Here is a 14,353-nt window from a genome sequence, read left to right as displayed (position 1 = left end):
GGGTGCCGATCGGCGGGTTCACGCTCGTCGGCGGTTCGAACTCTAGGACTGCGGAAGGCTGTTGGGGTGTCCCATTCGTCCCTGGGACGTCAGGCCGTGGTGGGACGCGGGTGGCTGCTCGTAGCGTGCTGGCGAGGGGTGGTCCCTCAAGGAAGGGATGTCATGCGCACACCAAATAGAGGTCGGGGCAGACGGGGGGCCCTCGCCGCCCTCGCCGCCCTGACCCTGTGCACCGGCGCGAGCGAAGGGGTGTCGGTCGCGGCGACATCCCCGCCCGCGCCCCCGAACACCCAGGCCCCGTCGGCGGAACAGACCGAGCCCGGCCCCGGCCGCGACCGCTCGTACGTCCCCGGCGCGGACCGCGACCGCGTCCTCGGCGACGGATGGGAGACCTCCAAGGACCGGGCCTGGACGACCTCGGGCGACGCGGAGGGCTTTCACGTCCTGGTCGCCGACGAGGGCGCCGGCTTCGGCTGGCGCACCGCCGCGACCCTCATCGAGCCCGGTTTCGACGCGGACATGTGGATCGGCAACGCCTGCGTCACCGAGTCCGGCAAGCGGGCCGTCGTCGTCTACGCCCCGCGCACCTTCACCAACAAGGGCGAGCTGTTCGACCGGGGCGGCTTCACCGCCGTCGTCGACCTCGACACCGGCGCGATACGCAAGCTCCCGCTCCAGACCTCCCTCGCGTACTACAACCCCGGCTGCGGCCTCGGCGAGACCGCGGCGCTGACCCAGGGCGGCTCCCAGGACAAGGGCAAGACCCGGCTCGTACGCCTGGACGCCGTCACCGGACGGCTCGGCGGACGCACCGAGGTCGCGGGCCAGCTCACCTCCGCGATCCCGATGAAGGACGGCTCCTACGCGGCCGCCGACAGCGGCCGCGTGGTCGGCATCGGCACCGACGGCAGCAGGACCACCCTCGCCCGGACGGGCGGGATCCCGCTGCGCCTCGCGCAGGACGCGGACGGCGGCCTCGTCTTCATGGACAAGGCCAAGGACGGCAAGGCGAAGATCTCCCGCGTCGCCCCCGGCGCGAAGAACACGCTCACGCTGGCCTCCGGCCCCTGGGGCGAGCTCGGCCTGGCCCGGGGCGCCCACGGCCGTGCCTTCATCACCGGCGAGACGGCGACGGCACCCGCGAAGCTGCCCGCCGCCGTGCAGCGGCTCGCCGGGACGCCCAAGGACGCACAGGTGTCCACCCTCGGCGGTGCCGTGGTGACCCGCTCCGCCTGGGCCGACGGCAAGGACTCCCGGGCGGTCGCCCCCGCCCCGGACGGCGGCCGTGCCGTCGCCGTCGACCTCCTCGTCCGCGAGACGGGGAAGACGGCCTCCTTCACCGTCGAACCGGAAGCCGACCCCGGCCGGAACGGGGAGCAGGGCCGCGCCCTCTCACCCTCGCTGGGCAACGCGTCGGCCGCGCCCGCGAAGTCCCGGACCTCGGCGAAGTCCGGGGCCCCCACCGCCACAGCGGCAGAAGCGGCCGAAGGCTCCCCGAGCGCCACGGTCGAGGACGAGCGCTTCTGCTCGGTGCCCCGCAACGACCCGCGCAACCAGGCCGTGCAGCCCAAGCCGCGCCAGGTGGAGTGGGCCGTGGACCACGCGGTCCTCGGCAGCCTGAACAAGTACGTCTCGCGGCCCGCGAACTGGAAGAACCAGGGGATGCCGGCGTACCAGCCGCAGTCCCTCTTCCCGCCGCTGGCCCTGGAGGGCGGCGGCCGGGTCCCGGCGCAGGTGATGCTGGGCATCACCGCCCAGGAGTCGAACATGTGGCAGGCCTCGCGCGTCGCGGTGCCCGGTGTCACCTCCAACCCGCTGATCGGGAACTACTACGGCCGCCGCCTCTACAACCGTGAGGACCGCGACGACTGGGACATCCACTGGGACGAGGCGGACTGCGGCTACGGCGTCACCCAGATGACCGACGGCATGCGGCGGGCCGGACACGCCAAGCCCGGCGAGGTGCTCCTGCCGTACGACACGCAGCGGGCCGTCGCGCTCGACTACACCGCCAACATCTCCGCGGGTCTGCAGAAGCTCCAGGAGAAGTGGAACGAGACCTACCGGGCCGGCCTGAAAGTCAACAACGCCGATCCGTCGAAGCTGGAGAACTGGTACTTCGCGATCTGGAGCTACAACTCCGGCTTCTACGGGAACAAGGGCTGCTGCGAGCCCTGGGGCGTCGGCTGGACCAACAACCCCGCCAACCCCGAATACCCCAGCGACCGCAGGCCGTTCATGCTGGACACGGCCATGGACGCCGCGCACCCGCAGGACTGGCCGTACCCCGAGAAGGTCCTCGGCTTCGCCGCCAGCCCGCCGTCCCTCCTGGAGTCCCCGGGGAAGATGGTCGCCGCCTACCGGCAGGCCTGGTGGAACACCACCGCCGCCCGTGAGGCGGTCAAGCCGCCGGTGGCCACCTTCTGCGACGAGCGGAACTGGTGCGACCCCACCAAGATCCCGCTCGACCAGGGCACGAACGACCAGTACGGGCCCTGCCGCCACCAGGACGCCGACGGCGTCTGGGACTTCAAGTGCTGGTGGAACCAGCCGGTCACCTGGAAGAAGGACTGCTCCTACAGCTGCGGCAACGAGGGGATGCGCTTCGACGGCGTCCTCGCCGAGGAGCCCGACGGCACCGCCTATCCGCCCGCCTGCACCTACGGCACACTGCCCCCGGGCACGGTGGTCGTCGACGACGTCCAGGGCCAGCCGTCGGCCCGCCCGAACTGTCCGCAACCCGCCCAAGGCGGCACCTTCAGCCTGGACTTCGCCCCCGACGCGAAGGGCACCTACCGCTCGAAGGTCGACTTCCACCAGATCGGCGGCGGATACGCGGGCCACTTCTGGTTCGCCCACGGCACCACGAAGGAGGACTTCCGCGTCACCGGCACCTGGAAGCCGACCGACGCGATGCACGGCTGGACCCGCATCAAGGTGCACATCCCCGACCACGGCGCCTGGAACCGCCAGGCCGACTACGTGATCGACCTCGGCAACGGCCAGACCCGACACCGGGTCGTCAGCCAGGGCTGGAAGGCCCACACCTGGGTCGACCTCGGCGCCTTCCCGCTCGACGGCCAGGCAAGCGTCCGGCTCAGCAACGTCACCCTCGACGGCCAGGGCGAGAACGTCGCCTTCGACGCGGTCCAGTTCATCCCGACCACCAAGCCGCAGATGTCGTACGTCGCGCTCGGCGACTCGTACTCGGCCGGTGAGGGCGTCGAGAAGTACGACGGCAACAGCGACTGGAACAACAACGGAGCCAAGGACGCCTGCCACCGCTCCACGAGCGGCGCCTACTCCCGGCTGATCAAGCAGCCCGGACACACCCAGACCGTCGAGCAGGAGTCCAGGGCCGGAGCGGGGACGACGAACTTCGCCTTCATCGCCTGCTCGGGCTCCATCACCACCAGCGTCGCCGACGAGGCCGTCAGCGCCCCGCCGACCGCCGCCGACCTCGCCCGGCACACCGACTGGGGCACCGCCGACCACCACTTCGGCGAGGTGCCGCAGGTCGACCAGGGCTGGATCGACCAGGACACCACCCTGGTCACGATCTCCATCGGCGGCAACGACTCACGGTTCACCGATGTCCTGCGCGGCTGCCTGATGACGGTGAACGACTGCGAGGGCCCCGCGTACAAGCTCACCCGGCTGAACGGCGCCGTCGACCCCGAACCGCTCGTCACCTACGAGCCCAAGGTCATCAAGGAGATGCTCCCGCCGCACCTCAAGGCCGTCTACCGGGCCATCCACGCCAGGGCACCCCAGGCCCGGATCGTCGTCCTCGGCTATCCGCAGCTCTTCGACGACGAGCCGTTGCAGGGGTGCGCGGGCATCGGCGTCTCCAACCAGAAGTTCATGAACCGTCTGGGCACCGACCTCACGGACTCGATCCGCGGGGCCGTCCACGCGGTGGCGGTCGAGGGGGTCGACATCTCCTTCGTCGACCCGACCCCGTCCTGGCGGAACCACTGGGTCTGCTCGCTCAGCGGTACCGAGTGGACCAACGCGGCCGTCGCCTGGTCGCAGTCCGGCAGCTCCGGAGACGACAAGGAGATACCGGGCGCCGGCAGCTTCCACCCCAAGGCCGCGGGCCACACCGAATTCGCCCGGCTCATCAACGAGCGCATCGCCGGCGTCAGCTGACCCGGTCCGGGGGCAAGGGCCGTCCCGTACGTCCCAGGGTGCGTACGGGACGGCCCGCGACGGGATCGGCCTTGTCCACGGATCGGGCCGGTCCCTAGCGTCTGCCCCCGTCCCGGACGTCCGGACGTCGTACGAGGAGAGGTCATCGTGAGCATCAAAGCAAGAATCGGCATGGTCGTCGCCATCATGTGCACCGCACTGATGTCGCTGATCGCGGCACCCGGAGCGGCCTTCGCCGCTGTCTGCTACGACTACGGCTGCGACGGCGTCAACCCCGACAACCTGGCCTGGAACGGTACGGCGGTGACCCGCCTGGGCCCGGCGAGCAACGGCAGCGGTGTCTCGGTCGAGCTGCGCTCGGGCACCTACAACGGCAAGGTGTACGTCTGGGGCCGGATGAAGTACTCCGGGGGCAGCGACGCGCACCTCGTCCGCATCTCCGTCGACCGCTGCACCGCGGACCGTTCGCAGTGCAGCTACAACATGGGGTCGAAGGCGGGCGGCACCGAGGGATGGTCCGGGAACGTCGCGACCAACACGTACTCGACCTGGACGGGCGTCTACTACGACTCCGCCCTCATCGCGCGTGCCTGTGTGTACGACACGACCGACGGTTCCACCGCCTGCACGGGCTGGTGGTAGTCCCCCGCGCTGAAACAGCGACGGCCGGCCGAGGCGGAGCACGCCACGGCCGGCCGTCGCCGTTCGCCGCCGCCGTCGCACCGATGGGCGCCGACAACATGCATGCCTTCTGATTTCGGGTCATATTGAGCTCTAAGTCACACTTAGGGACATATGGGAGGCACTCCATGCGCGGAGCCACGCACGCCAAGTGGGCCGCTCTGGCCACAGCCGTCGCCCTCGCGGCGACCGCTTGTGGCGGCGGCGACGACAGCGGTGGTGGCGGAGGGGCCGACGGCATCGTGAGTTCCTCGTGGGGCGACCCGCAGAACCCGCTGGAGCCCGCCAACACCAACGAGGTCCAGGGCGGCAAGGTCCTCTCCATGATCTTCCGGGGGCTCAAGCAGTACGACCCGAAGACCGGCGAGGCGAAGGACATGCTCGCCGAGAAGATCGAGACGACCGACTCGATCAACTTCACCATCACGGTCAAGGACGGCTGGACATTCTCCAACGGCGAGAAGGTGACCGCCAAGTCCTTCGTCGACGCGTGGAACTACGGCGCCGATCTGAAGAACAACCAGAAGAACGCCTACTTCTTCGGCCAGATCGAGGGCTACGACAAGGTCCACCCCGAGAAGGGCGAGCCGTCCGCCACGTCCATGTCCGGCCTCAAGGTCACCGGCCCCCAGACCTTCACGGTCAAGCTCACCCAGAAGTTCTCCACCTGGCCCATCACCCTCGGCTACGCGGCCTTCTCACCGCTGCCCCAGGCCTTCTTCGACGACCGCGCGGCCTGGCTGTCGAAGCCGATCGGCAACGGGCCGTACACCGTCGACTCGTACTCCAAGGGCTCCCAGATGGCCCTGAAGCGCTGGGACGGCTACCCCGGCGCCGACAAGGCCCAGAACGGCGGCATCACCCTCAAGGTCTACACCGACAACAACACCGCCTACACCGACCTGACGGCCGGGAACCTCGACCTCGTCGACGACGTCCCCGCCTCCCAGCTCAAGAACGTCGAGGCCGACCTCGGCGACCGGTACATCAACGTCCCCGCCGGCATCATCCAGACCCTGTCCTTCCCGTTCTACGACCCGGCCTGGAACAAGCCTGGACAGGAGAAGCTCCGCCAGGGCCTCTCCATGGCCATCGACCGCAACCAGATCACCGAGACGATCTTCCAGAAGACCCGCACGCCGGCCGTCGACTGGACCTCCCCGGTGCTCGGCGAGGACGGCGGCTTCAAGGACGTCTGCGGCGACTTCTGCAAGTTCGACGCGGCCGAGGCGAAGAAGCTCGTCGCCGAGGGCGGCGGCATCCCCGGCGGCACGATGACGATCTCGTACAACGCCGACACCGGCTCCCACAAGGAGTGGGTGGACGCCGTCTGCAACTCCATCAACAACGCCCTCGGCAACAACCGGGCCTGCGTCGGCAACCCGGTCGGCACCTTCGCCGACTTCCGCAGCCAGGTCAGCACGCAGAAGATGAAGGGCCCGTTCCGGGCCGGCTGGCAGATGGACTACCCGCTCATCCAGAACTTCCTGCAGCCGCTCTACTACACCAACGCCTCGTCGAACGACGGAAAGTACAGCGACCCGGAGTTCGACAAGCTCGTCAACCAGGCCAACGCCGAGTCCGACATCGCCAAGGCGGTCGGGATCTTCCAGCAGGCCGAGGGCGTCCTCCGCGACGACATGGGCGCCATCCCGCTCTGGTACCAGAACGGCAGCGCCGGCTACTCCGAGCGCGTCTCCAACGTGACCCTGAACCCCTTCAGCGTCCCCGTCTACGACCAGATCAAGGTCAACTGACGCAGCTCGTCGGCGTACGGCCCGGCCTGGCGATCACGCGCGAGCCGGGCCGTACGCCTTCCCCACACCCCCCGGAGCCCCTCATGGGACGTTATGTGATCCGGCGTCTGTTGCAGATGATCCCGGTCTTCATCGGCGCCACCCTGCTGATCTTCCTGATGGTGAACGTGATGGGCGACCCCGTCGCCGGCCTCTGCGGCGACCGGGCCTGCGACCCCGCGACCGCCGCCCAGCTGGAGAAGGAGTTCGGCCTCGACAAGCCCGTGTGGCAGCAGTACCTGATCTACATGGGCAACCTGTTCACCGGCGACTTCGGCACTGCCTTCAACGGCCAGCCGGTGACCGAGCTGATGGCGAACTCCTTCCCCGTGACCATCCGGCTCACCATCGTCGCCATCCTGTTCGAGATCGTCATCGGCATCAGCCTCGGCGTCCTCACGGGACTGAAGCGCGGGCGGCCGATCGACAGCACGGTGCTGGTGCTGACGCTGGTCGTCCTCTCCATCCCGACGTTCGTCACGGGTCTGCTGCTCCAGCTGCTGCTGGGCGTGGAGTGGGGGTGGATCAAGCCCGCCGTCTCGCCGGAGGCCCCCTTCAGCGAGCTGATCGTCCCCGGTTTCGTCCTCGCCTCGGTCTCCCTCGCGTACGTCACCCGGCTCACCCGCACCTCGATCGCGGAGAACAAGCGCGCCGACTACGTCCGTACCGCCACCGCCAAGGGACTGCCCCGCCGCCGGGTCATCATCCGCCACCTGCTGCGCAACTCGCTCATCCCCGTGGTCACCTTCATCGGCGCCGACATCGGCGCGCTGATGGGCGGCGCCATCGCCACCGAGCGGATCTTCAACATCCACGGCGTCGGCTATCAGCTGTACCAGGGCATCGTGCGCCAGAACACCCAGACCGTCGTCGGCTTCGTGACCGTCCTCGTCCTGGTGTTCCTGCTGGCCAACCTCCTCGTCGACCTCTTGTACGCCATCCTTGACCCGAGGATCCGCTATGCCTGAGCCGTTTGAGCCGTTCGACGACGGACGCGCCATCGACCACACCGGGGCGGGCGGTCCCACGGACCTCGCCATGGAAGAGGCCGAGTCGCTGGAGAAGACTCCGGGCGGACCGCTCGGCACCGGCCCCGCCGGCAAACCCCGCTCGCTGTGGTCCGACGCCTGGCACGACCTGCGGCGCAACCCCGTCTTCATCATCTCCAGCCTGATCATCCTCTTCCTGGTGATCATCGCGATCTGGCCCCAGCTGATCGCCAGTGGGGACCCGCTCCAGTGCGATCTCTCCAAGGCCCAGGAGGGCTCTCAGCCGGGCCACCCGTTCGGCTTCAACGGGCAGGGCTGTGACGTCTACACGCGCACCGTGTACGGCGCCAGGGCGTCCGTCCAGGTCGGCGTGTTCGCCACCCTCGGCGTGACGATCATCGGATCCCTGTTCGGCGGCCTGGCCGGCTTCTACGGCGGCACCTGGGACGGCGTGCTCTCCCGCGTCACCGACGTCTTCTTCGCGATTCCGGTCATCCTCGGCGGCCTGGTCCTGCTCTCCGTCGTCACCAGCACCACCGTCTGGCCCGTGATCGGCTTCATGGTGCTGCTCGGCTGGCCCCAACTCTCCCGTATCGCCCGAGGCTCGGTCATCACCGCCAAGCAGAACGACTACGTCCAGGCGGCACGGGCGCTCGGCGCCTCCAACTCCCGGATGCTGTTGCGCCACATCACCCCGAACGCCCTGGCGCCGGTCATCGTCGTCGCGACCATCGCCCTCGGCACGTACATCTCGCTGGAGGCGACCCTGTCCTTCCTCGGGGTGGGCCTCAAGCCGCCGACCGTCTCCTGGGGCATCGACATCTCCTCGGCCTCGCAGTACATCCGCAACGCCCCGCACATGCTGCTGTGGCCCGCGGGCGCGCTCGCCATCACCGTGCTCTCGTTCATCATGCTCGGCGACGCCGTCCGCGACGCCCTCGACCCCAAGCTGAGGTAGGGACCCATGCTGCTCGAAGTGCGCGACCTGCACGTGGAGTTCCACACCCGGGACGGGGTCGCCAAGGCGGTCAACGGCGTCGACTACTCCGTCGACGCCGGAGAGACGCTGGCCGTGCTCGGCGAGTCCGGCTCCGGCAAGTCCGTGACCGCCCAGGCCGTCATGGGCATTCTCGACATCCCCCCGGGCAAGATCACCCAGGGCGAGATCCTCTTCCAGGGCCAGGACCTCCTGAAGCTCAAGGAGGAGGAACGGCGCAAGATCCGCGGCGCCAAGATGGCGATGGTCTTCCAGGACGCGCTGTCCTCCCTCAACCCCGTCGTCAGCGTCGGCGACCAGCTCGGCGAGATGTTCCAGGTCCACAAGGGCATGTCGCGGAAGGACTCCAGGGCCAAGGCCGTCGAGCTGATGGACCGGGTCCGCATCCCCGCCGCCAAGGAACGCGTCGGCCAGTACCCCCACCAGTTCTCCGGCGGCATGCGCCAGCGCATCATGATCGCGATGGCGCTCGCCCTCGAACCCGAACTGATCATCGCCGACGAGCCCACCACCGCCCTCGACGTCACCGTCCAGGCCCAGGTCATGGACCTGCTCGCAGAGCTCCAGCGCGAGCTGAACATGGGCCTCATCCTCATCACCCACGACCTCGGCGTCGTCGCCGACGTCGCCGACAAGATCGCCGTCATGTACGCCGGCCGGATCGTCGAACGCGCCCCCGTCCACGAGATCTACAAGGCGCCCGCCCACCCCTACACCAAGGGCCTCCTCGAATCGATCCCGCGCCTGGACCAGAAGGGCCAGGAGCTGTACGCGATCAAGGGTCTGCCGCCCAACCTGCTGAACATCCCGCCCGGCTGCGCCTTCAACCCGCGCTGCCCCATGGCCCAGGACGTCTGCCGGACCGACGTGCCCCCGCTGTACGACGTGACCGACTCCCCGGTGCCGCGCGCCAGCGCCTGCCACTTCTGGAAGGAGTGCCTCCATGGCTGAGGCGATTCTCGAAGTCCGGGACCTGCACAAGCACTACCCGCTCACCCAGGGCATCCTCTTCAAGAAGCAGGTCGGCGCCGTCAAGGCGGTCGACGGGGTCGACTTCGACGTCGCCGCCGGCGAGACCCTCGGCATCGTCGGCGAATCCGGCTGCGGCAAGTCGACGGTCGCGAAGATGCTGGTCAACCTGGAGCGGCCGACGTCCGGCACGATCCGCTACAAGGGCGACGACATCACCACCCTCTCGCCGAAGGCCCTGAAGGCCGTCCGCCGCAACATCCAGATGGTCTTCCAGGACCCGTACACCTCGCTCAACCCGCGCATGACCGTCGGCGACATCATCGGCGAGCCGTACGAGATCCACCCCGAGGTGGCCCCCAAGGGCGACCGGCGCCGCAAGGTCCAGGACCTCCTGGACGTCGTCGGCCTCAACCCCGAGTACATCAACCGCTACCCGCACCAGTTCTCCGGCGGCCAGCGCCAGCGCATCGGCATCGCCCGCGGCCTCGCCCTCCAGCCCGAGATCATCGTCGCCGACGAGCCGGTCTCCGCCCTCGACGTCTCCGTCCAGGCGCAGGTGGTCAACCTCCTCGCGAGCCTCCAGTCCGAGTTCTCCCTGTCGTACGTCTTCATCGCCCACGACCTGTCGATCGTCCGGCACATCTCCGACCGGGTCGGCGTCATGTACCTCGGCCGGATCGTCGAGATCGGCAGCGACGCGCAGATCTACGATCACCCGACCCACCCCTACACCCAGGCGCTCCTCTCCGCCGTCCCGGTCCCCGACCCCGAGGCCCGCGCCCACCGCGAACGCATCATCATCACCGGCGACGTCCCCTCCCCGGCGAACATCCCCTCCGGCTGCCGCTTCCGCACCCGCTGCTGGAAGGCCCAGGAACGCTGCACCCTGGAAGTCCCCGAACTGGCCGTCCCCGCGGTCTTCCGCCTCACGGACAGCCCGGCGAAACACGACTCGGCCTGCCACTTCGCCGAGGAGAAGCACGTCGTCCCCTCGGAGGACGACACGGACGGACCCGAACCCCCTCCGCAGAACGGCTTCAGGAAGCCCGAATCGCCTTAACGCGCAGGCAACTTGACGGAAGCCGTTCCGATATACGGACACGCCAAGGTGAACAACGTACGGCCGTGCGGGTGCCGTGAACCGGCCGGGGCGCACCATGTCGCCCCGGCCGGTTGCACGCGCCCCACAGGTTCCGCGGAATCGCTTGTTTCGGTTGATGGCAACCGTGAGTATCGGAATCGTGACTGTGACACGACCGGCACGTCTCACGGGCGCCGCGCTCTGCGCCGCGCTCGCCCTCATCACCGCCGTGTGGATCCTCAAGGACCTCGCCGCGCTCGGCTCACCCGTCGACCTCGCCTGGTACTGGGCGGGAGACCACCACTTCCTCATCCGGGGACGGTCCTCCACCTCCCTGATCGACCCCGTGCTGCTCGTCGTCTCCGCGGTCGCCGTCGTCGCCGCCGTCCGCTCCCGGCACGCGGCCTCCGCGCTCACCGCCGTCGGCGCCGTCACCCTCGCCCTGCGCCTGCCCGGCCTCTGGGCACCCGACAGCGGGGCCCTCGTCACCGCGCTCCTCGAACTGGCCCTCGCCGCCGGTCTGGTCATCACCGCGGCCGTCGGCCGCCGCCCCGCCACCGCCTCGTACGAGCCGCTCCCCACCCGCCCGCGCACCGGCCCCGCCGTCGCCGCCGGAGTCCTCCTCGCGGTCGGCGCGCTCGTCGTGACCCTGTGGGAGCTGTACTGGGCCGGCGAACTGCCCCTGGAGATCACCGTCGACCGGTTCATCGGCGGCCGGTCCGTCATCAAGGCGGTCCTCGCGCCCCCGCCCGGCTGGCTGTCGCTGACCCTCGTCGCCCTGTACGGCACCGCCGCCGTCTCCGCCTTCGCACGGGCCCGCCACAGCCGGGCCTTCGGACTGCTCGCCGGGGTGGTCATGACGATCGGCGGCCTCGCCGAGGTCGCGCGGACCACCCGGTACGAACTGGTCGGCCAGTTCCCGGACATCCCGACCGCCGACCAGCTGGGCGTCCTCAGCGCCTTCTTCGAGGTGCTCGCGGGCATCGCGGTGCTCGTCCTCCTCGCCGGACGCGGCGCCCCCGCCGCCGCGCCCGGTCCCTACCCGCCGACCGGGATGATGCCCCCGGCCCCGCCCTACCCGCCGCCGCCCGGCTGGTGACCCCTCAGCCCGACGTCACCCCCAGGGACCGCTTCAGGAAGTCCACCTGGAGCAGGAGCAGGTTCTCCGCGACCTGCTCCTGCGGCGTGATGTGGGTGACCCCCGACAGCGGCAGCACCTCGTGCGGCCGGCCCGCCGCGAGGAGCGCGGAGGAGAGCCGCAGCGCGTGCGCGACCACCACGTTGTCGTCCGCGAGACCGTGGACGATCATCATCGGCCGCGCGGGCACCTCCGGCGCGGAGAGCCCGTCGTCGGTGAGCAGCGACTGCGCCGCGTACACCTCGGGATCGTCCTGCGGGGTGCCGAGGTACCGCTCCGTGTAATGGGTGTCGTACAGCCGCCAGTCCGTCACCGGCGCCCCCACCACGGCCGCGTGGAAGACGTCCGGCCGCCGCAGCACCGCCCGCGCCGCCAGATAGCCGCCGTACGACCAGCCCCGGACCGCCACCCGGTCCAGGTCCAGCGGGAAGCGTCCGGCGAGGCCCTGGAGCGCGTCCACCTGATCGTCGAGGGTCGGCCCGAAGTCCCCTGCGATCGCCTTCTCCCAGGCGGGGGAGCGGCCCGGCGTGCCCCGCCCGTCCGCCACGACCACCGCGAAGCCCTGGTCGGCGAACCACTGGGAGGTGAGGTGGGCGTTGTGCGCGGCGAGCACCCGCGGCCCGTGCGGACCGCCGTACGGATCCATCAGGACCGGCAGCGGACCGTCCCCCTCCTCGTACCCCGAGGGCAGCAGCACCGCGCACGGGATCCGCCGCACCCCGGCCTCCGTGAGCCGCACCCGCGCACCGATCACCGGCTGCTGGGCGTACGAGGCCACCACCGCGACCTGTGCGCCGTCCCGCAGCACCCGCGCCACGCTTCCCGGCGCGTCCGGCCGCGCCGACACCAGGACCGTCACCGCCCCGGAGCGCACCGCACCGTGCACACCGACACCCTCGGACAGCCGCTCCGCTCCCCGGCCCGTCACCCGGTACACATGCACCTCACCCGTCTCGGGGAGAGCCGCGTCCACGCCCGCCGACGCCGAGACGAGCACGTCCTCGGCCCCGATGTCGAGCACCGCCCTGACGTGCAGCGCGGCATCGGTCAGCACCTGGTCGCCCACCGCCAGCACCCGGGCCCCACCCTCGTCCGTGAGTCGTACGAGCCGCCCGTCCGGCGCCCACGCCGGGACCCCCGGCAGCAGCTCCAGCCACACCGGATCCCGCTCCGCCCGCACGGTCGTCGTCTCCCCGGACTCCGGGTCCACCGACAGGAACAACTGCTCCCGCTGGTCCCGCGACTGGACGAGGAGGAGCGGCGCCCCGGCCCCCGACCAGTGCACGCGCGCGAGGTACGGATACCGCTCCCGGTCCCACTCCACCTCCGTGCGGGATCCGGCGAGATCCATGACGAAGAGCCGGACGTCCGCGTTGGCCGTACCCGCCGACGGGTACGCCACCGGCTGCGGCTCCCGGTCCGGATGTGCCGGGTCCGCGATCCACCAGCGCCGTACCGCCCGGTCGTCGGCGCGGGCCACGAGCAACCGGTCCGAGGCGGGGGACCACCAGAATCCTCGGTCCCGGGTCATCTCCTCCGAGGCGATGAATTCGGCCAATCCGTAGGAGACGTGCGCGTCTTCCGGAACGGCCAGTTCCCGATCGCCCGAACCGTCCGCGCCCACCACCCGCAGCGCGCCCCCCGTCACGTACGCCACCAGGCGTCCGTCCGGCGAGGGACGGGGGTCGATCACCGGCCCCGGCACCGGCAGCTCCCGCGCCGTCCCGGCACGCAGCTCCGCCGTGAACAGCCGCCCCGACAGGGCGAAGGCCGCCAACTCCACCGCCCCGTCCACCGCGTACGCCACCACGCCGGCCGAGCCCTCCCGGCTCCGCTCCCGGCGCGCCCGCTCCTGCGGCGACAACTCCTCCTCCGCGCCCGCGAGCAGCACCTCGGGGTCGGCCGCCACCCGCTCCACGGGCGCTCCGCCGTCGCGGGGCAGGTCGAGGACCCAGAGCCGGTGCGAACGGTCCACACCGGACGCGGCCCTGACGAACACGACGCGCTCCCCGTCCGGGGAGACCGAGAAGGCACGCGGAACCCCCAGGCCGAACCGCTGGGTCCGGGCGTGCTGGCGGGGAAAGGAGAGTCCGGCCGAGGGTGTGGCCGGCTGCTGTCGAGACGAGGTCATGCGGCTGAAACTAGCGCTGTGCGCCCCCCTCGTGCCTCCGTCCGCCGATCGATGCGGCCGCACGGATAGTTATGATCCGTAGCGCTAGGTGGGTATGCATCCGACGGGCATGCCCTCTGGCACATGCTGATCGACCGAACCACTCGAATATCCGACCGAAGAAGTGTGGAGGTGAACCGCCGTGGCACTCTCGATCTCCGTGGTGGTGCTGCTGGCGATCGTCGTCTTCCTTCTGATCCGGAAATCCGGGTTGAAGGCTGGACATGCGGCGGTCTGCGCGCTCCTGGGCTTCTACCTGGCGAGCTCGTCCATCGCCCCGTCCATCAGCACCCTCACCACGAACGTGGCGAACATGGTCGGCGGCCTCAAGTTCTGAAGGCCGCGGCCAAGCGGCCGTGGCCCCGGGGAGTGCAGCA

At 70.2% G+C, this 14,353-nt stretch carries 10 protein-coding genes; 9 read left to right on the top strand and 1 reads right to left on the bottom strand.

Features of this window, described 5'->3' with window-relative positions; translation table 11 throughout:
* The first annotated feature begins 162 nt into the window (after positions 1-162).
* The 8 genes from OG259_RS15100 (at position 163) to OG259_RS15065 (ending at position 11,767) form a co-directional block, all read left to right on the top strand.
* Positions 163-4,152: a GDSL-type esterase/lipase family protein gene (locus tag OG259_RS15100; RefSeq protein ID WP_328942740.1), complete on the top strand. Its 3,990-nt coding sequence runs from the start codon at positions 163-165 to the stop codon at positions 4,150-4,152.
* A 147-nt stretch (positions 4,153-4,299) separates the two neighbouring features.
* Entirely contained in the window at positions 4,300-4,794 is a 495-nt protein-coding gene (locus tag OG259_RS15095) for a hypothetical protein (RefSeq protein WP_328942739.1), read from the top strand.
* A 167-nt stretch (positions 4,795-4,961) separates the two neighbouring features.
* Positions 4,962-6,590 carry a peptide ABC transporter substrate-binding protein gene (locus tag OG259_RS15090; RefSeq protein ID WP_328942738.1) on the top strand — a complete coding sequence of 543 codons (1,629 nt, stop codon included), beginning with the start codon at positions 4,962-4,964 and terminating at the stop codon, positions 6,588-6,590.
* A gap of 83 nt (positions 6,591-6,673) precedes the next feature.
* A complete protein-coding gene (locus tag OG259_RS15085; RefSeq protein WP_328942737.1) occupies positions 6,674-7,597 on the top strand; it encodes an ABC transporter permease in 924 nt (307 codons plus the stop codon).
* Positions 7,590-8,576 carry an ABC transporter permease gene (locus OG259_RS15080; RefSeq protein ID WP_328942736.1) on the top strand — a complete coding sequence of 329 codons (987 nt, stop codon included), beginning with the start codon at positions 7,590-7,592 and terminating at the stop codon, positions 8,574-8,576. The genes OG259_RS15085 and OG259_RS15080 overlap by 8 nt, the downstream gene beginning before the upstream one ends.
* Positions 8,577-8,582: 6 nt before the next feature.
* Complete coding sequence (locus tag OG259_RS15075; protein ID WP_328942735.1) at positions 8,583-9,566, top strand: ABC transporter ATP-binding protein; 984 nt, start codon at positions 8,583-8,585, stop codon at positions 9,564-9,566.
* Positions 9,559-10,647 (top strand): ABC transporter ATP-binding protein, encoded by a 1,089-nt coding sequence (locus tag OG259_RS15070; protein ID WP_328942734.1) that lies wholly within the window; start codon positions 9,559-9,561, stop codon positions 10,645-10,647. Before OG259_RS15075 ends, OG259_RS15070 begins: the two co-directional genes overlap by 8 nt.
* 181 nt (positions 10,648-10,828) lie before the next feature.
* The gene (locus OG259_RS15065; RefSeq protein WP_328942733.1) at positions 10,829-11,767 is read left to right on the top strand and encodes a hypothetical protein; all 939 of its coding nucleotides are present in this window, start codon (positions 10,829-10,831) and stop codon (positions 11,765-11,767) included.
* A gap of 4 nt (positions 11,768-11,771) precedes the next feature.
* Here OG259_RS15065 and OG259_RS15060 read toward each other — a convergent pair whose 3' ends face one another.
* Positions 11,772-13,937, bottom strand: coding sequence for a S9 family peptidase (locus OG259_RS15060; RefSeq protein ID WP_328942732.1), 2,166 nt, complete (start codon positions 13,935-13,937; stop codon positions 11,772-11,774).
* 181 nt (positions 13,938-14,118) lie between these two features.
* On the opposite strand from OG259_RS15060, the gene OG259_RS15055 reads away from it, so the two are divergent.
* A complete protein-coding gene (locus OG259_RS15055; RefSeq protein WP_030207665.1) occupies positions 14,119-14,313 on the top strand; it encodes a hypothetical protein in 195 nt (64 codons plus the stop codon).
* The last annotated feature ends 40 nt before the right edge of the window (positions 14,314-14,353 follow it).

It is taken from the genome of Streptomyces sp. NBC_00250, from assembly GCF_036192275.1.
Taxonomy (GTDB): domain Bacteria; phylum Actinomycetota; class Actinomycetes; order Streptomycetales; family Streptomycetaceae; genus Streptomyces.
Note: the sequence above shows the minus strand (reverse complement) of the source record. Positions and strands in the feature narration are given on the sequence as shown.